The following is a 19,232-nucleotide window of genomic DNA, read 5'->3' on the forward strand; positions in this document are numbered from 1 at the left end:
TGAATAAGAATCCTGGTCGGCTTGTCGGACTAATGCCGTTCGGCTCTCGTGCCACGGTGTCGGCGATGTCCGTACGTAACGGGCGTTTCTCTCATTTCACCGCCATACAAGCCGACTCCAGGAAGAAGGTGGGCGGAAGATGGCCGCCACCCACAGGACTGCCGCCAGGCGGCTCGCCGCGGGCATCACCGCCGTCGCGGCGTGCGCCGCGGCACTCGCCGGATGCGCCACCGGGGAAACCGGCGGATCCGGCGAGCACCGCTCCCAGAAGACCAAGCCCCACCAGGGCGCCCCCGGTCCGAAGAAGGCCAAGCCGGGCAGCGCGATCCGGCTCATCGGCGACGGCTCGACCGCGTACACCGGGCGGCAGCCGAACCTGCCACGGGCCGAGCGCCTCAGACCCGGGCAGAAGCCGCCGCAGTTCGTGGTCTTCTCCTGGGACGGCGCGGGGGAGGACAGCCAGAAGCTGTTCTCGCACTACCGCAAGGTCGCGAAGGAGAACAACGCGACCATGACGTACTTCCTGAGCGGCGTGTACATGCTCCCGGAGGACAAGGCGGACAAGTACCACGCGCCGCAACACTCGGCGGGCCGCTCGGACATCGGTTTCAACGACGCCAAGGGAATCAAGGACACCGTCGAGCAACTGCGCGGCGCCTGGCTCGAGGGCAACGAGATCGGCACCCACTTCAACGGCCACTTCTGCGGCAAGGGCGGCGGGGTCGGCCAGTGGTCGGTGGCCGAGTGGAAGAGCGAGATCCAGCAGGCCAAGTCGTTCGTGAAGGGCTGGAAGACGAACTCGGGCCTGAACCGGTCCGCGCCGCTGCCCTTCGACTACGACAAGGAGCTCATCGGAGCCCGCACCCCCTGCCTCGAAGGCAAGGAGAACTTCACGCGCGCCGCGAGCGAGCTCGGCTTCCGCTACGACACCAGCGGCGTCAACAACCAGGTCTGGCCCAAGAAGAAGAACGGCCTGTGGGACCTGTCGATGCAACTCGTCCCGTTCAAGGGGCACTCCTACGAGCAGTTGACCATGGACTACAACTTCATGGTCAACCAGTCCGGCACGGCGACCCAGGGCGACCCGGCGAAGCGCGAGTACTGGGGTGACCAGATGCGCGACAGCCTGCTCGCCGGCTTCGACCGCGCCTACAAGGGCAACCGCGCGCCGCTCGTCATCGGCAACCACTTCGAGTCCTGGAACGGCGGCACCTACATGCGCGCCGTGGACGAGACGGTCGAGCGGGTCTGCAAGAAGCCCGACGTCCGCTGCGTCTCCTTCCGGCAGCTCGCCGACTGGCTCGACGCCCAGGACCCGAAGACCCTGAAGAAGCTCGGGGGCCTCGGAGTCGGCGAGGTCCCGAAGCAGGGCTGGGCCTCCTACCTCGGCGGCAAGGGCGCCCCGGCCCCGAAGGGGGTACCGGGAGCCCCGGCCGCCAAGTCGTAGCCCCGGCACGGCACTTGCTCAGGCGGTCGCCGTGGCGCTCTCCCGGAGAACGAAGCCGGGGTCGACCTGGGATTCCAGGTCGGCCCCGGACCCCTTCTTCTGCCCTCCTCGCGCCGCTTCGCGGGCTTCGGAGGGCTGCGTCGGGACTCCGTCCGCCGTCCGTGGTGGCGGTGTCAGGCAGTCGCCGTGACGCTCTCCCGGAGAACGAAGCCGGGGTCGACCTGGGATTCCAGGTCGGCCCCGGTCTTCTCGTTGCCCCAGCTCTGGGCGTTCTTCAGGTGGAAGTGGACCATCTGGCGCGTGTAGCGCTCCCAGTCGCGGGCCTCGTACGTGGCGTCGGCCGCGTCCTGGAGTGCTTGCAGGGACGCCTTGTTGGGCCCCTCCAGGAGCTCGAAACGCGGCGGGCGGCCCTTCTCCATGGCACGCACCCAGTCCGAGTGCCCGACGGTGACGAGCAGGTCCTCGCCGACCTCGGAGCGCAGGAACTCCAGGTCGTCCGCGTCCCGCACCTTGTTGCCCACCACCCTCAGGTCGATACCGAAGTCCCGCGCGTACTCCTTGTACTGGCGGTAGACCGAGACACCCTTGCGGGTCGGCTCGGCGACCAGGAACGTCATGTCGAAGCGGGTGAACATGCCCGAGGCGAAGGAGTCGGAGCCCGCGGTCATGTCGACCACCACGTACTCCCCCCGGCCGTCGACGAGGTGGTTCAGGCACAGCTCCACCGCTCCGGTCTTGGAGTGGTAACAGGCGACACCGAGGTCGGCCTCGGTGAACGGCCCGGTGACCATCAAACGCACGGCCTGGCCGTCGAGTTCCACGTCGCGGGCGCAGGCGTCGTACACCGGATTGTTCTCGCGCACCCTGAGCAGCCGCGAGCCCTCACCGGGCGGCGTGGTCTTGATCATCGTGTCGGCCGAGGAGATCCGCGGGTTCGAACCGCGCAGATAGTCCTTGATCAGGGGGAGCCGGGCCCCCAGCGCGGGCAGCTCGCCCGCGACGCCCTCGTCGAGCCCGAGCGCGGCCCCGAGGTGCTGATTGATGTCCGCGTCGACGGCGATGACCGGGGAGCCGGTGCCGGCGAGGTGGCGGATGAACAGTGAGGACAGCGTGGTCTTGCCACTGCCGCCCTTCCCCACGAAAGCGATCTTCATGTTCACGAAGGGTATCGGTACGGTCGCTGTCCGTGTCGATGTGGCGTGAAGAAGACCACTCCTTCGTGGGGCGGCGCCGTGTGGCCCGTAGGGTCGTACTCATGAGTACGACAGCCGACCCCCTCGCCGCCCTGGCCGACCTGCCGGGCGTGGCCGATTCCGTGGACTCCGTGCGCAAGGCTGTGGACCGGGTCTACGGGCACCGGGTCATGCGGCGTCGCAGCAACGAGGTCACGTCCGAGGCCGCGCTGCGCGGAGCGCGCGGAAGCGCGGCGCTCTACGGTGCCGACTGGCCGCTCGAAGAGGTGCGCAGGCGCACCGACTTCAGTGGCGGCGACGGCGACAAGGAGGCGCCCACGGTCGGCGCGGCCCTGCGGCTGACCGCCGAGGCGGGTCAACTTCTCTCCATCTGGCGGCAGTCGCCCCTGCGCGTGCTCGCGCGCCTCCACCTGGTCGCGGCGGCCGACAAGAGCGACGCGGTGGGCCGGCCGCGGCTCGCGGGCGAGCCGGTCGACGAGCCGCTCGTCGAGCTCCCGGTGCCGGACGCCGAGGAGGTGGCGGGCCGACTGGAGGGACTCTCGCAGCTGATCATCGCCGAGAGCGCGGCCCCGGCCCTGGTGAACGCCGCCATCGTGCACGGCGAGCTGCTGGCCCTGCGCCCCTTCGGCTCGCACAACGGTCTGGTCGCGCGCGCCGCCGAGCGCATCGTTCTGGTGGGCAGCGGCCTCGACCCGAAGTCCGTCTGCCCGGCGGAGCTGGGGCACGCCGAACTCGGCCGTGCGGCCTACGCGGCCGCACTCGACGGCTATGTCTCCGGTACGCCGGAGGGAATGGCGGCCTGGATCAACCACTGCGGCAAGGCCGTGGAGCTGGGCGTCAGGGAGTCGACGGCCGTCTGTGAGGCGCTGCAGCGGGGCGCCGCGTAGCGGGAAAGAGCCCGAGAAAAGGGTTGCGGCGGTACGAAGACTCGTACCGCCGCTGGCATGTCCACAGGGTTACCAAGCGTCCTCGGAATATTGCCCATCAGGTCGGGTTCATTGCCCGTCGCCTGGTGCGGCTGGCCCGTAATCGACGGGTCGACGTCGCGTGGGTGCCCGGTGTTCATGCATCGGTCCGTGGGGCCTGTTGCGGTTGAAGGTGTTCCTCTCGGATGTCCTTGGTCTCGCGGGCCGTTGAATCCTTTGTACTCCTCCCCTGAGGGAAGCGGAAGCCCTGGCCGCACTTCTTTACTTTTAGGTTCAAATAGGGCGAACCGGCGATGCCAGGTGGCGTCAATGGGCGCCTGATGTCGCGCGACGCCGGCTCGCGTACCAGACCAGTCCTGCCGTGACCGCCGCCGCGCCGACCCCGGCCGCCGCGAGCAGCGCCGGCCGCGAGGGCGCGGACAGATGGGGCAGGCGCTGCTTGAGCCGGACCGGCTTGTGGAAGTCGAGGATCGGCCACTCACGCGCGAGGGCCTCGCGGCGCAGCGCCCGGTCCGGATTGACGGCGTGCGGATGCCCGACCGAGCTGAGCATCGGCAGATCCGTCGCCGAGTCGCTGTACGCGTGGCAGCGCGCGAGGTCGTACCCCTCGGTGCGCGCCAGCTCCTTGATGGCCTCCGCCTTCGTGGGCCCGTACGCGTAGTACTCCACCTCGCCCGTGAAGCAGCCGTCGTCGCCCACGACCATGCGGGTGGCGATCACCCGGTCCGCGCCGAGGAGCTCACCGATCGGCTCGACGACCTCGGCGCCGGATGTGGAGACGATCACCACATCGCGTCCGGCGGTGTGGTGTTCCTCGATGAGGGACGCCGCCTCGTCGTAGATGATCGGGTCGATCAGGTCGTGCAGGGTCTCGGCGACGATCTCCTTCACCTGTTGCACGTTCCAGCCGCGGCAGAGCGCCGAGAGGTACTCGCGCATCCGCTCCATCTGATCGTGGTCGGCGCCGCCCGCGAGGAAGACGAACTGGGCGTACGCGGTGCGCAGTACGGCCCTCCGGTTGATCAGCCCGCCTTGGTAGAACGACTTGCTGAAGGTGAGTGTGCTCGACTTAGCGATGACCGTCTTGTCCAGGTCAAAGAACGCCGCTGTACGGGGCGTGGAGTGAGGCAAGGAGTGGTTTTCCACGAGGCCGAGCATAGGCGCCAACCATTCGGCGTAAGCTGTGGCGCGTGGGTTTGCTTGAGAAGGCTCTCGGGTACACCATGGAAGTCACGGATCGTTCGCGACCGTGCTAACCCGGTCTGGCTCCTCCCCCCCGAGTCGGACCGTGGGGACGACCCCCGCTCTCCCCCGGCGGGGGTCGTCGCATGTCCGGACCCGTTTTCGGGTCCTTTTTTCATGCCCGAACGGCGGGTTTCAAAGGCTCGCACGCCGCCGTCGGCACACCCGGGGCCCGTCACGCTGCGTGACCGTCGGGCTGCTCTGTGGAGAGTTCCATGCCTCGTTCAAGGTGTCACCGGTATGGGTGACTGGGATATTCACAAGCCTTCTCGCGTCCACAGTTATTGACCAAGATCCCCACGTTTTCCGGGATCGCTGCACGGTGATTCCGCACGCGAAGTTCGGGTCCGTGTTCATGGCCGGTTTGTTATGGCCGTGCCGTGGCGGATGGGCGGTATTCGGAGCCTTGGACACCGCCGACTTCACGTGTGGAACGGATCGTCCGCATGGGCGGGCGAGCGCGGCGAGAGGGGGACCGGACCATGGCGGGAGTCATCGAGTGCGACGCGCGGGACGTGCGACGCGCCCCGTTGATCGTTACGGAGGACGTGGAGCTGCTGGACGACCTGCTGCGTCTGTGCGCGGCGGCGGGCGTACGGCCCGAGGTCGGGCACGGCGCGCCGGCGGGCAGAGAGGGCTGGGGCGGCTGGGAATCGGCGCCGCTCGTGCTGGTCGGGGACGATGCCGCGCGGCGGCTGCGCGGGGTGTCCCGACGGCGCGGCGTGATCTTGGTTGGGCGTGATCAGGACGATTCCGGGGTGTGGCGGCGGGCCGTGGAGATCGGCGCCGACCACGTGCTTGTCCTGCCGGACGGCGAGCAGTGGCTGATGGACCGGATCGCCGATGTCGTCGAGGGAGTCGGGCGGCCCGCCCTGACCGTCGGGGTGCTCGGCGGCCGCGGCGGGGCCGGAGCCTCCACGCTCGCCTGTGCGCTCGCCGTGGCATCCGCCCGGGCGGGGCGGCGCACGCTCCTGGTCGACGCGGACCCGCTCGGCGGTGGGCTCGATGTGCTGCTCGGCGGCGAGGCGGTGGACGGGCTGCGCTGGCCCGCCTTCGCCGAGTCGCGGGGCCGGGTCGGTAGCGCGGCCCTGGAGGAGTCGCTGCCCCGGCTGCACGATCTGCGGGTGCTCAGTTGGGACCGCGGCGATCTCGCGACGGTGCCCTCGGAGGCGGTGCGTGCGGTGATCGCGGCCGGGCGGCGCAGGGGCGGCGTCGTCGTGGTGGACCTGCCGCGCCGGGTCGACGCCGGATCCGTGGAGGCACTCGCCCAGCTCGACCTGGGGCTGCTCGTGGTGCCACCGGAGCTGCGGGCCGTGGCGGCTGCGCGTCGGATGGCGGGCGCGGCGGGGATGGTGCTGCGGGACCTGCGGGTGGTGGCGGCGCCCGCGGGAGGGGCGGGAGGCCTCGCGGCGGACGAGGTGGCGCGGCTCGTCGGGCTGCCGTTCGCCGGTGAACTGCCCGCGGACACCGCGGTGTTGAAGGGCGGGCCGCTGGGGCGGTTCTGCGGGGCGTTCTGGGAGCGGATGCCGGTGGCGGCGGTGGAGGGCGACGCGGCGTGAATCGGGAGGACGTGGTGGCGGCCGGAGCGGTCGGTGTGTGGACGGTCGAGCAGTGGGTGCGAGGAGGGGTGGTGTCATGAGCGCGGTGGTCGGGGCGCGGATGCTGGACGGCGTACGGCAGTGGCTCGCGGAGAACGGGTCGGAGGCGACGCCCGCGCGCGTGGCCGAGGCGTTGCGGGCGCAGGGGCGGATCCTGGGCGACGCCGAAGTGCTGGGCGCGGCAGGCAGGTTGAGGTCGGAGCTGGTGGGTGCGGGGCCGTTGGAGCCGCTGCTCGCGGACCCCTCGGTGACGGATGTCCTGGTGTCGGCGCCGGACAAGGTGTGGGTCGACCGGGGAGGCGGCCTGGAACCCGCCGACGTGGCCTTCGAGAGCGCCGCGGACGTACGGCGGCTGGCGCAGCGGCTCGCGGCCGTCGTGGGGCGCCGCCTCGACGACGCGCGGCCGTGGGTGGACGCCCGGCTGCCCGACGGGACCCGGCTGCACGCGGTGCTGCCACCGATCGCGGCGGGCTGCACCTGTCTGTCCCTGCGGGTCGTGCGACCCCGGGCGTTCACCCTGGAGGAGCTGACGGCGGCGGGGACGGTGCCTCCGGGCGGCGACAGGGTGCTGCGGGCGTTGCTCGACGCGCGCCTGTCCTTCCTGATCAGCGGCGGTACGGGCACGGGCAAGACGACGCTGCTGAGCGCGCTGCTCGGCCTCGTGGGGCCGGGGGAGCGGATCGTCCTGGCCGAGGACTCCGCCGAGCTGCGGCCGGACCACCCCCATGTCGTCCGGCTCGAATCGCGCCCCGCCAACCAGGAGGGCGCGGGGGCCGTCGGCCTCGACGACCTGGTCCGTCAGGCACTGCGGATGCGCCCCGACCGGCTCGTGGTGGGCGAGGTGCGCGGCGCCGAGGTGGTCTCGCTGCTGGCGGCCCTGAACACGGGCCACGAAGGCGGTTCCTGCACGGTCCACGCCAACGCGGCGAGCGACGTCCCGGTACGCCTCGAGGCGCTGGGAACGGCGGCGGGCCTCGACCGGGCGGCACTGCACAGCCAGTTGGCGGCGGCGGTGTCCGTGGTACTGCACCTCGTACGGGACCGGGCCGGACGGCGACGCATCGCCCAGGTCCAGGTGCTGGAGCGGGACGCGGAGGGCTGGGTCCGGGCGGTACCGGCGCTGGAGTGGGGCGAGCGGGGCTTCGTGGAGGGGGCGGGGTGGGCGCGGCTCGGGGGGTTGCTGGGGGTGCGGTTGGGGTGAGGGGGCTGACTCTGGGGGGCGAGTAGGACGCGTGGGTGTGGGGTGCGAGGTGTGTGAGTCGGTGGAGAGGGGTGTGTGGGTGTGACTGGTGGTGGATTCGGTGGGGTGGTGGCCGTGTTGGGGGCGGTGGTCGTGGTGTGGGCGGTGCAGGTGCGGGAGTTGGAGGTGAGGAGGGCCCGGAGGGTGATGGGGGTTGGGGCGGGGCCCGGGGTGGTGTCCGGGTGGATGGGGTTGGGGGAGCGGTGGTGGGCCTGGGTGAGGGGGCGGCCCGAATGGTGGTGTGCGGTCGGCGGGGTGGTGGTCGGGATCGCCGGCGCCTCCGTGCTGCCGGTCGTGCTCGGTGTGTGTGCCGTGCCCGGAGTGGGGCGGTTGCGTGGGGCCGGGGCGGCGCGGCGGGGAAAGGGGCGGCGCGGGGAGGCGGTGATCCGGTTGTGCGGGCTGTTGGCGGGTGAGGTGCGGGCAGGGCGGCAGCCGGGCGACGCGCTGGTGGTGGCGGTGCGGGGGTCGCGGGCGTTGACCGGCGCGGGGAGTGCGGCCGTGGTGGCGGCGGCCCGGTTCGGCGGGGATGTGCCCGGGGCCCTGAGAGCGGCGGCGCGGGAACCGGGGGCCGAGGGGTTGAACGGGCTGGCGGCGTGCTGGCGGGTGGCGGTGGACCGGGGCGCGGGGCTCGCGTCCGGTCTTGAGCGGCTCGCCGACGCGCTGCGGGCGGAGCGGGATCAACGGGCCGATTTCAGAGCCCAGTTGGCGGGCCCCACGTCGACCACGGTGATGCTCGCCGGGCTGCCCGTCTTCGCGCTGTTGCTCGGGGCGGGCATGGGGGCGCGGCCGCTGCGGGTGCTGCTGCACACGTGGCCGGGGATCGGCTGCCTGGTGATGGGCGGGGCGTTGGAGGCCGCCGGGGTGTGGTGGGCGATGCGGATCGTGCGAGGGGCGGAGGGGTGAGGGCGATGAACGTTGTCCACAGGCTGGGGGCGGTGCTGTGTGCCGCGGTGATGGTGATGTGGCTGGTGCGGGAGGTCGCGGCGCGGCGGGAAGAGCGGGCGCTGCGGCGGCGGGTGCGGCTCGTGCTCGAAGTGGCGGCGGCGGAATCGGCGCGGCGGTCCGTGGGTCTGCCGGCCGGGGTGCGGCGGTGGGTGCCGGTCGCAGGGGCGGCGTGTGCCGGGTTCGTGCTGGTGGGCGGGGTGGCCGGGGTCGTGATCGGGGCGGCCTGCGGGGTGGGGGTGTGGCGTTGGTGGCGTGGCCGGGAGGAGGGCGCGAGAGCCGGTGCGGGGGCGAGCGCGAGGGGCGCCGCCGTACGCCAACTGCCTTTGGCATCCGACCTGTTGGCGTCGTGTCTTGCGGCGGGCGCCGGTCCTGTGGAGGCGGCGCGGGCCGTCGGGGAGGCGCTTGGCGGACCCGTCGGGCGGGGGCTCGAGCGGGGTGCGGCTCAGGTCCGGCTCGGGGGCGAACTGGGTGTGGCGTGGAAGGAGTTGGCGGCCGTGCCGGGCGCCGATGAGCTCGTCCGGCTGTTGGAGCGGGCGGGCGAGTCCGGGGCTCCGGCGGCGGCGCCGGTGGCGCGGTTCGCCGCGGAGTGCCGGGCCGAGCGGGGGCGCCGGGCGACGACGGTGGCGCGCCGGGCCGCGGTGGCGATCACGGCGCCCGTGGGTCTGTGCTTCCTGCCCGCGTTCTTGGTGGTCGGGGTGGTGCCGGTGGTGATCGGGCTGGGAGGCGGGGTGTTGGGAGGGAGGTGAGGCGGGGTGTTCCGGCTATGGCGTTTCGAGTGAATAGCGGTGTGCTGAAAGGGAGTTGGCATGAGTGGAATGCGTATGGGGCGGGTTTGGCGCGAGTGGGTGCGCGGAGGTGTTGTCCGATGGGCGAGGTCGGTGCGGTCCGGGCGGCGGGACGCCGGGATGGTCAGTGCCGAGTACGCGGTGGGGCTGATCGCGGCGGTGGGTTTCGCCGGGGTGCTGTACCAGGTGGTGACGAGCGACGTGGTGCAGGCGGCGCTGCAGTCCTTGGTGGCGAAGGCGCTCCATGGCTCGTTCTGAGCCCCGCCGCGACCGGGGGTTTGTGACGGCGGAGGCGGCCGTGGTGCTGCCGGTGCTCGTGGCGTTCACGATGGCGCTGGTCTGGGTGGTGCTCGCGGCGTCGGCGCAGATCAGGTGCGTGGACGCCGCGCGGGCCGGGGCCAGGGCGGTGGCCCGGCAGGAGCCCCGGGGCGCCGCGGTGGCCGCGGCCCGTGAGGCCGCGCCGCCGGGTGCCCGGGTCGAGGTGGGCCGGGAGGGCGATCTGGTGCGGGTGACGGTGCGGGCGAGGTCCGTGGGGCCGGGGCCGCTCGGGGTGGAACTGAGCGCGCAGGCCGTGGCGGCGGCGGAGGAGGAGGCGGTGGCGCGGACATGAGCAGGAGAGCGAGAGGGCGGGACCGCGGGTCGGCGACCGTGTGGGTCGCGATGGCGATGGCCGCGGTGGGCGTGGTGTTCGGGGCGGTGCTGGCCATGGGGCAGGCGGTTGAGGCACGGCACCGTGCGGGCTCTGCGGCCGACCTGGCGGCGCTTGCCGCGGCGGACCACTGGACGGAAGGGGGAGCGAAGGCGTGCGCGCTGGCGGCGCGGGTGGCGCGGGCGCAGGCGGCGGGCGTGGTGCGGTGCACGGTGCGCGGGGAGGTGTCGGAGGTGACCGCGGCGGCGGGGCACGGGACGTTCCGCTCGGAGGTACGGGCACGGGCGGGGCCGGAGGCCGCCGTGACGGATGCCCGGCAGGGCAGATCGAGCCCCGCCGGCGATTGAGGCGCGGGGTCCGGGGCGGAGCCCCGCGGCGTAGGACTGGTCGCCCGGCAACGGCCCGGACAGGCGTGCACACCACGTGCCCCGCCTACGCCACCTACCCCACCTACCTGCCTACGCCACCTGCCCCGCCGCCCCCCTTCAGCAGCACCGAAAGCAGCCGCACTGCTCCCCGCTTGTGCAAGGGATCGTTGCCGTTGCCGCACTTGGGGGACTGGATGCAGGACGGGCAACCGGCGTCGCACTCGCAGGCGGCGATGGCCTCGCGCGTGGCGGTCAGCCACTCGTGGGCGGTGTGGAAGGCGCGTTCGGCGAAGCCCGCGCCGCCGGGATGACCGTCGTAGACGAAGACCGTGGGCAGGAGCGTGTCCGGGTGGAGCGGGACCGAGACGCCGCCGATGTCCCAGCGGTCGCACGTGGCGAAGAGGGGGAGGAGGCCGATGGAGGCGTGTTCGGCGGCGTGCAGGGCGCCGCCGAGGATCTCGGGGTTCACGCGGGCCGCGTCCAGCTGGTCCTCCGTGACCGTCCACCACACCGCGCGGGTGCGCAGCGTACGAGGAGGGAGGTCGAGCTTGGTCTCGCCGAGGACCTCGCCGGTGATGAGGCGGCGGCGGAGGTAGCCGACGACCTGGTTCGTCACCTCGACCGAGCCGTAGCACAACCTGCCGTCGCCCCAAGGGACTTCGACGTCGGTCTCCAGGATGGAGATGGCCGTGGTGTCGCGGGCGGTGGTCGAGTAGGTGGGGTTCGCCGTCTCGACCAGGGCGACGTTGTCGTCGAGGTCCAGCTTCTTCACCACGTACGTGCGGCCCTGGTGGAGGTGGACCGCGCCGTCGTGGACCGAGGTGTGGGCGGAGCCCGCGTCGACCGTGCCGAGCAGCCGGCCCGTGCCGGCCTCGACGACCTGTACGGGGGCGCCGCCCTCGCCTCGGATGTCGGCCAGGTCCGCGGCGGACTCGCGGCGCGTCCAGTGCCAGGCCTTCGTGGCGGAGCGGCGCCGCAGCAGCTTCGCCGCCTCCAGCTGCGGCAGCAGATCCGCGGTCGCCGGGCCGAACAGCTCCAAATCCGGTTCGGTCAGCGGGATTTCCGCCGCCGCAGCGCACAGGTGCGGCGCCAGGACGTACGGGTTGTCGGGGTCGAGGACCGTCGACTCGACCGGCTGATCGAAGAGAGCCTCGGGGTGGTGGACCAGATACGTGTCCAGGGGGTCGTCGCGGGCGACGAGGACGGCGAGCGCGCCCTGTCCCGAGCGGCCCGCACGGCCCGCCTGCTGCCACAGCGATGCCCGCGTACCGGGGTAGCCGGAGATCAGTACCGCGTCCAACCCCGAGACGTCGATGCCGAGTTCGAGGGCGGTGGTGGCCGCGAGGCCGAGGAGTTCACCGGAGTGCAGGGCCGCTTCGAGGGCCCGGCGTTCCTCGGAGAGATAGCCGCCGCGGTAGGCCGCGACCCGGCGGGCGAGCGAGCGGTCGACCTCGGCGAGCCGCTCCTGCGCGATCACCGAGATCAGCTCGGCGCCACGCCGGGAGCGTACGAAGGCGACCGAGCGCACGCCCTGGATGGCGAGGTCCGTCAGGAGGTCCGCCGTCTCGGCGGTCGCCGTGCGCCGCACCGGTGCGCCCTTCTCGCCCTGCATCTCCGTCAACGGGGGTTCCCAGAGCGCGAAGACCAGTTCGCCGCGCGGCGAGGCGTCGTCCGCGACCTCGAGGACCGGCAGACCCGTCAACCGCTGGGCGGAGAGGGCCGGTTCGGCCGAGGTGGCCGAGGCCAGCAGGAAGACGGGGTCGGATCCGTAGCGGGCACATATGCGGCGCAGTCTGCGCAGGATCTGCGCCACGTGCGAGCCGAAGACACCGCGGTAGGTGTGGCACTCGTCGATCACGACGTACTTGAGGGCCTTGAGGAAGGAGGACCAGCGCGGGTGCGAGGGCAGGATGCCCCGGTGCAGCATGTCCGGGTTGGTGAGGACGTAGTTTCCGTACTGGCGTACCCACTCGCGTTCCTCGAACGGGGTGTCGCCGTCGTAGACCGCGGGGCGAATCGCCGTACCGAGAGGTTGTGAAAGTTCCTTCACCGATCGGCACTGGTCCGCCGCGAGCGCCTTCGTCGGGGCGAGGTAGAGCGTGGTCGCGCCGCGCCCGTTCGGCGCCTCGGATCCGTCGAGCAGGGTCGACAGGACCGGGACCAGATAGGCGAGCGATTTCCCGGAGGCCGTGCCGGTGGCGACGACGACCGAATCGCCGTCCAGGGCGTGCTCCGCCGCGAGTGCCTGGTGGGCCCAGGGGTGCGCGATTCCGGCGGTCTGCACGGCCGCGATGACCTCGGCCCGGATCCGATCGGGCCAGACTGCATGACGGCCGGGGCGAGGGGGCAAGTGCTCCGTATGGGTGATGCGCGCAGCCCTGCTCGGACCCGAGGCGAGCCGGTCCAGGACCGCACCGGGAGAGGGGCGGTCTGGGGCGGATGCCGAGGGTCGTTCGGATCGGTGATTCTTGGCCATCGGCACCGAGTGTGTCACTGGCGTGACGGACAATGCTCTCAAGGCGTCGTGCACGCCTGCCGGTAAGTGATTGAATGCCATCGCGGCTGGCGAACCGTCCCGGGGGATCAAGCCGAGGTATCCCCGAGGGGCGACCGCTCGATAGCAAGGTGCTGGAGGATCCGTGGACCTGTCCCTGTCGACCCGTACCGTCGGCGATCGTACGGTCGTCGAGGTCGGTGGCGAAATCGATGTATATACCGCGCCCAAGCTGCGCGAGCAGCTGGTCGAGCTGGTGAACGACGGCAGTTTCCACCTTGTCGTCGACATGGAGGGCGTGGACTTCCTCGACTCCACCGGGCTCGGCGTACTGGTCGGCGGCCTGAAGCGCGTGCGTGCCCATGAGGGCTCGCTGCGCCTGGTGTGCAACCAGGAGCGCATTCTCAAGATCTTCCGTATCACCGGACTGACCAAGGTGTTCCCGATCCACACCTCGGTCGAGGAAGCCGTCGCGGCGACCGACTGATCCGGTTGATGCCGGTGGTGACACCGGTGGAGACAAGGGGATCGGGCGGCCGAGGCCGGCCGGTCCCCGGGAGCACGCTCGTACAACCGTGGGCCCGTCTGTCCGAGGGGGATGCATGGCCACTGTCGAACTCCGCTTCAGCCCTCTGCCCGAGCACGTCAGGACGGCCCGTCTGGTGGCGGCCGCCGTGGCGCGCAGGTCGGGCGTGGACGAGGCCGTGCTCGACGAGGTCAGGCTCGCCGTCGGTGAGGCCTGCAGCCGTGCCGTCGGGCTGCACCAGAGCAGCGGCATCTCGGCGCCGGTGCGGGTGGCCCTGATCGAGGAGGAGAAGCAGTTCTCCATCGAGGTCGGTGACGAGGCGCCGCGCACGGTTCCCCCGTCGGCCGCGGCCGGAGGCGCGGGCTCCGCCGACGACCTGGAGGCCGAGGGTGAGGACGAGATGGGTCTCGCCGTCATCAGCGGCCTCGTGGACGATGTCGAAGTCACCGCGGACACCGACGGCGGACTCATTCGGATGAGTTGGCCGACCCTGCCGGCGACGCTGCCGTAGCGCTCCGCGCGCGGCCGGAGATCTTTTGGAGGCCCTGTTCACCTTCCGGTGGACAGGGCCTCTTCCGTGCTTACTGAGGGATTCCCGAGGGACTCCTACGGCGTTTCCTGAGGTCGATCAAGGGATCGGTCAATTAATGATCTCCGCTAATGCCCTCAGGGTGTTAGCGATTCCGCATTCACGTTCGCCTTGAGGTTCGCCGAACATTTGCTGGGTAGGAAACAATTCCGTTTGCCGCGCCCTGTTTTGATCAGGGTCCGCTCCCTACAATCCGTCCACATCTTGAGCTCAGTCCAAGCGTCAAGGAGGACGAATGGCGGAGCCCTCTACCCCTGCTACGTTCGCAGCCGCAGTTCTGACCGACGACAACAGATTGATCGTCGTCGTCATCGCCGTCGTCGCGCTCGCGGCGCTCGCCGTCGCCGGAGTCCTGGTGCGCCAGGTGCTCGCGGCCGGCGAGGGCACGGACTCGATGAAGGAGATCGCCGGCGCGGTCCAGGAAGGCGCGAAAGCCTATCTGGGCCGACAACTGCGGACCCTCGGCGTATTCGCCGTCGTGGTGTTCTTCCTGCTCATGCTGCTTCCGGCGGACGACTGGAATCAGCGGGCCGGCCGGTCGATCTTCTTCTTGATCGGCGCGGTGTTCTCGGCCGTCACCGGCTATATCGGAATGTGGCTCGCGGTGCGCAGCAATGTGCGCGTCGCCGCGGCCGCGCGAGAAGCGACCCCGGCGGAAGGCGAGCCCGAAAAGGATCTCACCGCGGTCTCGCACAAAGCCATGAAGATCGCTTTCCGTACGGGCGGCGTCGTCGGCATGTTCACGGTGGGGCTCGGCCTGCTCGGCGCCTCCTGTGTCGTGCTCGTCTACGCGGCCGACGCGCCCAAGGTCCTGGAGGGATTCGGGCTCGGGGCGGCGCTGATCGCGATGTTCATGCGTGTCGGGGGCGGCATCTTCACCAAGGCCGCCGACGTCGGCGCCGACCTGGTCGGCAAGGTCGAGCAGGGCATTCCGGAGGACGATCCGCGCAATGCCGCGACCATCGCCGACAACGTGGGCGACAACGTCGGAGACTGCGCGGGAATGGCCGCCGACCTCTTCGAGTCGTACGCCGTCACGCTGGTCGCCGCGCTGATCCTCGGCAAGGCGGCCTTCGGTGACGCCGGCCTGGCGTTCCCGCTGATCGTGCCCGCGATCGGTGTCATCACGGCGATGATCGGCATCTTCGCCGTCGCGCCACGCCGGGCCGACCGCTCCGGGATGAGCGCCATCAACCGCGGGTTCTTCATCTCCGCGGCGATCTCGATCGTGCTCGTGGCCATCGCCGTCTACACCTATCTGCCGGGTTCGTACGGCGACCTGGACGGAGTCACGGACGCGGCCATCAGCGGCAAGGCGGGCGACCCTCGGATCCTCGCGGTCGTCGCCGTGGCGATCGGCATCGTGCTCGCCGCCCTCATCCAGCAGCTCACCGGGTACTTCACGGAGACGAGCCGGCGCCCGGTCAAGGACATCGGCAAGTCCTCGCTGACCGGAGCCGCCACCGTGGTGCTCGCCGGTATCTCCATCGGCCTGGAGTCGGCCGTCTACACGGCGGTGCTGATCGGGCTCGGCGTGTACGGCGCGTTCCTGCTCGGCGGTACGTCGATCATGCTCGCCCTGTTCGCGGTCGCCCTGGCCGGCACGGGGCTGCTCACCACCGTCGGCGTCATCGTCGCCATGGACACCTTCGGCCCGGTCTCCGACAACGCGCAGGGCATCGCCGAGATGTCCGGTGACGTCGAGGGCGCGGGCGCGCAGGTGCTCACCGACCTGGACGCCGTCGGCAACACCACCAAGGCCATCACCAAGGGCATCGCCATCGCGACCGCCGTACTGGCGGCCGCCGCGCTGTTCGGCTCGTACCGGGACGCGATCAGTACCGCGGCCTCGGACGTCGGCGAGAAGGTCGGCTCGGGCGCGCCGATGAACCTGGTGATGGACATCTCGCAGCCCAACAACCTGGTGGGGCTCATCGCCGGGGCCGCGGTCGTGTTCCTCTTCTCCGGGCTCGCCATCAACGCCGTCTCACGGTCGGCCGGTTCGGTGGTCTACGAGGTGCGCAGGCAGTTCCGCGAGCACCCCGGGATCATGGACTACACGGAGAAGCCGGAGTACGGGCGTGTGGTCGACATCTGCACGAAGGACGCGCTGCGGGAGCTCGCCACGCCCGGCCTGCTCGCCGTCCTCGCGCCCATCGCGGTCGGCTTCACGCTCGGCGTCGGTGCCCTCGGCGCGTATCTCGCGGGGGCGATCGGGACGGGCACGCTGATGGCCGTCTTCCTCGCCAACTCCGGCGGCGCGTGGGACAACGCCAAGAAGCTCGTCGAGGACGGGCACCACGGCGGCAAGGGCAGCGAGGCGCACGAGGCGACGATCATCGGCGACACGGTCGGCGACCCGTTCAAGGACACCGCGGGCCCCGCCATCAACCCGCTCCTGAAGGTGATGAACCTCGTGGCGCTGCTCATCGCGCCCGCGATCGTCAAATTCAGCTACGGGGACGACGCGAGCGTGGGCGTGCGGATCGCGGCCGCCGTCGTGGCGCTCGCCGTGATCGTCGGTGCCGTGTACATGTCCAAGCGGCGCGGCATCGCGGTCGGCGGGGACGAGGACGAGGGTGCGGAAGGGGCCGGACGGGTGCCGGAGCAGTCGGATCCTGCCGTGGTCTCCTCGACACGTACGTGAGGAACCCGCGTACGTGACCTGATCGCGCGTCAGTGCGACAACAGGTGGGCGGACAGCGTCTTTTGACGGGCTGTCCGCCCATCGGTGTGTTCTGGCGTAGTTTTCTTACGTCTGCGAGGCGGGCCCTTCCGGTTTCCGTGAGCCTTATCTCTCTTGGTGCAAATGGCTGTTAAAGGCCAATAAAGTGGTCGTATGGGACACCCGGCGTGCGATTGTCGTGTGCGTGGCGTGTAAGTTCCGGGGCCGAGAGCCATGGAAGGGACCAATCCGGTGAACAAGAAGCTTGCTGCCGCACTGTCCGGCGGTGCGGTACTGGTACTGGCGTTGTCGGGCTGCAGCGACGACAGCAACGAGAAGCTCGACTCCTGGGCCAAGCAGGTCTGCGACAAGGTCCAGCCGCAGGCCAAGAAGATCGAGGCCGCGAACACCGCGATCCAGAAGGAGACCTCGGACAACAGCGAACCCGAGCAGGTCCAGAAGACCGACTCGCAGGCGTTCCAGGACATGTCCGACGCGTACAAGGCGATCGGTGACGCGGTCGACAAGGCCGGGGCCCCGCCGGTCGACGGCGGTGACAAGAAGCAGCAGAACGCCGTCAAGGAACTGGACAAGATCTCGACGTCGTACGCCGACCTGAAGAAGAAGGTCGACAAGCTCGACACGGGCGACCAGGCGAAGTTCGCGGATGGGCTGAAGGACATCGCCGGCCAGTTGGACACGCTGAGCCAGGACGGCAGCGACGCGCTCAAGAACCTCGAGGAGGGGGACGTGGGCAAGGCGATGGCGAAGCAGGAGAGCTGCAAGAGCGCTTCCGCTACGCCGTCGGGGTCCTAGGTTCCGGCTTCGTTTCGCGCCCCCGGGGTTGCGCTCTTCTGCGCGGCGCCGGGGGCGTTGTCGTGTTTGCGTGGCGCTGAACCGTGGGCTGTGCCCACCCTTCCCCAAGCTCTCGGCTTCGCTCGAGCAGGGGAGACCCCATTCACCGTGCGGAACGCCTGCCCACAGGCGTGGGAGCGTCACAATGGGGGTGTGAGTTCTTCCGGTTTTGTATCGCTGCCCGCCGTTGACCGTGCCGATGTCGCTCAGGATCTGCGTGACGCTCTGGTTTCTGCCGAGTTCACCGCCGATGGGCTGCTCGAACTGCTCGGGGCGTCCGCCTACGCGGCGCTCGCGCGCAGCGAGACCGTGCCCGCCCTGCGGGCCACCCGTGGCGAGCGGCCCCTGGAGACGCTCGTGCGGCTCTTCTTGTTGCAGCAGCCCGCGCCGCGCGAGCGCGTGGCCGACGTGCTGCCGCTCGACGCGTGCCTGGAGAGCGGCTGGCTGCGGGCCGTCGGGGGCGACGAGGTCGCGGCGAGCGTCGACGTACGCCCGTACGGCGGCCCCGAGGGCGAGGACTGGTTCATCGTGTCCGACCTCGGGTGCGCCGTCGGTGGCGCCGGAGGCATCGGCAGCAGCGAGGAAGGCGTCGTGCTCGGCGTCGGCGGGGCGTCCACCACGCTCGCCGGGATCACCGTGCGTACGCCCGTTCGCTCGGCCCTCGACCTCGGCACCGGATCCGGGATCCAGGCGCTGCACGCGGCGCGCCACGCCACGCGGGTCACCGCGACCGACCTCAACCCGCGCGCGCTGCACATGACCGCGCTGACCCTCGCGCTGTCGGGCGCTCAGCAGGCCGAGCTGCGGGAGGGGTCGCTGTACGAGCCCGTGGGCGACGAGACGTACGACCTGGTCGTCTCCAACCCGCCGTTCGTGATCTCGCCGGGAGCTCGGCTCACCTACCGCGACGGCGGCATGAGCGGGGACGATCTGTGCCGCTCGGTCGTTCAAGGGGCAGGGGAGCACCTGAACGACGGGGGGTACGCCCAGTTCCTGGCCAACTGGCAGCACGTGGAGGGGGAGGAGTGGGCCGAGCGGCTGCGCTCCTGGGTGCCGCGCGGCTGTGACGCCTGGATCGTGCAGCGCGAGGTTCAGGACGTCGCGCAGTACGCCGAGTTGTGGCTGCGTGACGCCGGTGACCACCGGGGCGATCCGGCCGCGTACGCGGCGCGGTACGACGCGTGGCTCGACGAGTTCGAGGCGCGCAAGGTGCGGGCCGTCGGCTTCGGCTGGATCACGCTCAGGAAGACCGGTTCCGCTTCCGACGAGCCCTCGATCGTCGTCGAGGAGTGGCCGCACCCCGTCGAGCAGCCGCTCGGCGACACCGTGCGCGCGCACTTCGAGCGGGTCGACTGGCTGCGGGCGCACGACGACGCGGCGCTGCTCGGGGCGCACTTCAAGCTGTCCGGGGAGGTCGTGCAGGAGCAGGTCGGGCTGCCGGGCGCCGAGGACCCGGAGCACGTCGTGCTGCGGCAGGGGCGGGGGATGCGCCGCGCGACGAAGGTGGACACGGTCGGCGCCGGGTTCGCGGGCGTCTGCGACGGGACGCTGAGCGCCGGGACGATCCTGGACGCCATCGCCCAACTCATGGGCGAGGACCCGGTGTCGCTGCGCGACCGCACGCCCGCGCAGATCCGCACGCTGGTCGAGCAGGGGTTCCTGGAACCGTTCACGCCCGTCGACTGAAACCGGCCGACCACTCCTCTTCTC

At 71.0% G+C, this 19,232-nt stretch carries 17 protein-coding genes; 14 read left to right on the forward strand and 3 right to left on the reverse strand.

Features of this window, described 5'->3' with window-relative positions; all coding sequences use genetic code 11:
* The first annotated feature begins 139 nt into the window (after window positions 1-139).
* On the forward strand, window positions 140-1,447 hold the full coding sequence (locus ACP4E5_RS24755; RefSeq protein WP_425832201.1) for a polysaccharide deacetylase family protein: 1,308 nt from the start codon (window positions 140-142) through the stop codon (window positions 1,445-1,447).
* Window positions 1,448-1,620: 173 nt separating this feature from the next.
* On the opposite strand, the gene ACP4E5_RS24760 is transcribed toward ACP4E5_RS24755, so the two are convergent.
* Window positions 1,621-2,601: an ATP-binding protein gene (locus ACP4E5_RS24760; protein ID WP_425832203.1), complete on the reverse strand. Its 981-nt coding sequence runs from the start codon at window positions 2,599-2,601 to the stop codon at window positions 1,621-1,623.
* Between the two features lie 101 nt (window positions 2,602-2,702).
* Between ACP4E5_RS24760 and ACP4E5_RS24765 the strand changes: the two genes are divergently transcribed.
* Window positions 2,703-3,527, forward strand: a complete 825-nt coding sequence (locus tag ACP4E5_RS24765; RefSeq protein ID WP_425832205.1) for a Fic family protein — start codon at window positions 2,703-2,705, stop codon at window positions 3,525-3,527.
* A gap of 345 nt (window positions 3,528-3,872) precedes the next feature.
* Here the strand turns inward: ACP4E5_RS24765 and ACP4E5_RS24770 are convergent, their stop codons facing one another.
* Entirely contained in the window at window positions 3,873-4,724 is an 852-nt protein-coding gene (locus ACP4E5_RS24770) for an HAD family hydrolase (protein WP_425832207.1), read from the reverse strand.
* Window positions 4,725-5,290: 566 nt separating this feature from the next.
* Between ACP4E5_RS24770 and ssd the strand changes: the two genes are divergently transcribed.
* The 7 genes from ssd (at window position 5,291) to ACP4E5_RS24805 (ending at window position 10,372) form a co-directional block, all read left to right on the forward strand.
* On the forward strand, window positions 5,291-6,367 hold the full coding sequence (ssd, locus tag ACP4E5_RS24775; RefSeq protein ID WP_425832209.1) for a septum site-determining protein Ssd: 1,077 nt from the start codon (window positions 5,291-5,293) through the stop codon (window positions 6,365-6,367).
* A gap of 76 nt (window positions 6,368-6,443) precedes the next feature.
* A complete protein-coding gene (locus ACP4E5_RS24780; RefSeq protein WP_425832211.1) occupies window positions 6,444-7,607 on the forward strand; it encodes a TadA family conjugal transfer-associated ATPase in 1,164 nt (387 codons plus the stop codon).
* Between the two features lie 255 nt (window positions 7,608-7,862).
* On the forward strand, window positions 7,863-8,549 hold the full coding sequence (locus tag ACP4E5_RS24785; protein ID WP_425832213.1) for a type II secretion system F family protein: 687 nt from the start codon (window positions 7,863-7,865) through the stop codon (window positions 8,547-8,549).
* Window positions 8,550-8,554: 5 nt separating this feature from the next.
* Complete coding sequence (locus tag ACP4E5_RS24790; RefSeq protein WP_425832215.1) at window positions 8,555-9,337, forward strand: type II secretion system F family protein; 783 nt, start codon at window positions 8,555-8,557, stop codon at window positions 9,335-9,337.
* Window positions 9,338-9,397: 60 nt separating this feature from the next.
* The gene (locus tag ACP4E5_RS24795; protein WP_425832217.1) at window positions 9,398-9,634 is read left to right on the forward strand and encodes a DUF4244 domain-containing protein; all 237 of its coding nucleotides are present in this window, start codon (window positions 9,398-9,400) and stop codon (window positions 9,632-9,634) included.
* Complete coding sequence (locus tag ACP4E5_RS24800) at window positions 9,621-9,986, forward strand: TadE family type IV pilus minor pilin (protein WP_425832219.1); 366 nt, start codon at window positions 9,621-9,623, stop codon at window positions 9,984-9,986. The genes ACP4E5_RS24795 and ACP4E5_RS24800 overlap by 14 nt, the downstream gene beginning before the upstream one ends.
* A complete protein-coding gene (locus tag ACP4E5_RS24805) occupies window positions 9,983-10,372 on the forward strand; it encodes an Rv3654c family TadE-like protein (RefSeq protein WP_425832221.1) in 390 nt (129 codons plus the stop codon). The genes ACP4E5_RS24800 and ACP4E5_RS24805 overlap by 4 nt, the downstream gene beginning before the upstream one ends.
* Before the next feature lie 103 nt (window positions 10,373-10,475).
* Here the strand turns inward: ACP4E5_RS24805 and ACP4E5_RS24810 are convergent, their stop codons facing one another.
* Complete coding sequence (locus tag ACP4E5_RS24810) at window positions 10,476-12,950, reverse strand: DEAD/DEAH box helicase (RefSeq protein ID WP_425832223.1); 2,475 nt, start codon at window positions 12,948-12,950, stop codon at window positions 10,476-10,478.
* A gap of 82 nt (window positions 12,951-13,032) precedes the next feature.
* On the opposite strand from ACP4E5_RS24810, the gene bldG reads away from it, so the two are divergent.
* From bldG to ACP4E5_RS24835, 5 genes are all read left to right on the forward strand, one after another.
* A complete protein-coding gene (bldG, locus tag ACP4E5_RS24815; RefSeq protein ID WP_003975386.1) occupies window positions 13,033-13,374 on the forward strand; it encodes an anti-sigma factor antagonist BldG in 342 nt (113 codons plus the stop codon).
* 115 nt (window positions 13,375-13,489) lie between these two features.
* Entirely contained in the window at window positions 13,490-13,924 is a 435-nt protein-coding gene (locus ACP4E5_RS24820; protein WP_425832228.1) for an ATP-binding protein, read from the forward strand.
* A 313-nt stretch (window positions 13,925-14,237) separates the two neighbouring features.
* Complete coding sequence (locus ACP4E5_RS24825; protein ID WP_425832230.1) at window positions 14,238-16,649, forward strand: sodium-translocating pyrophosphatase; 2,412 nt, start codon at window positions 14,238-14,240, stop codon at window positions 16,647-16,649.
* A 252-nt stretch (window positions 16,650-16,901) separates the two neighbouring features.
* Window positions 16,902-17,483, forward strand: coding sequence for a small secreted protein (locus ACP4E5_RS24830; RefSeq protein WP_327662774.1), 582 nt, complete (start codon window positions 16,902-16,904; stop codon window positions 17,481-17,483).
* Between the two features lie 192 nt (window positions 17,484-17,675).
* The gene (locus ACP4E5_RS24835) at window positions 17,676-19,208 is read left to right on the forward strand and encodes a DUF7059 domain-containing protein (RefSeq protein ID WP_425832232.1); all 1,533 of its coding nucleotides are present in this window, start codon (window positions 17,676-17,678) and stop codon (window positions 19,206-19,208) included.
* The last annotated feature ends 24 nt before the right edge of the window (window positions 19,209-19,232 follow it).

The organism is Streptomyces fractus (genome assembly GCF_049844455.1).
Classification (GTDB): domain Bacteria; phylum Actinomycetota; class Actinomycetes; order Streptomycetales; family Streptomycetaceae; genus Streptomyces; species Streptomyces fractus.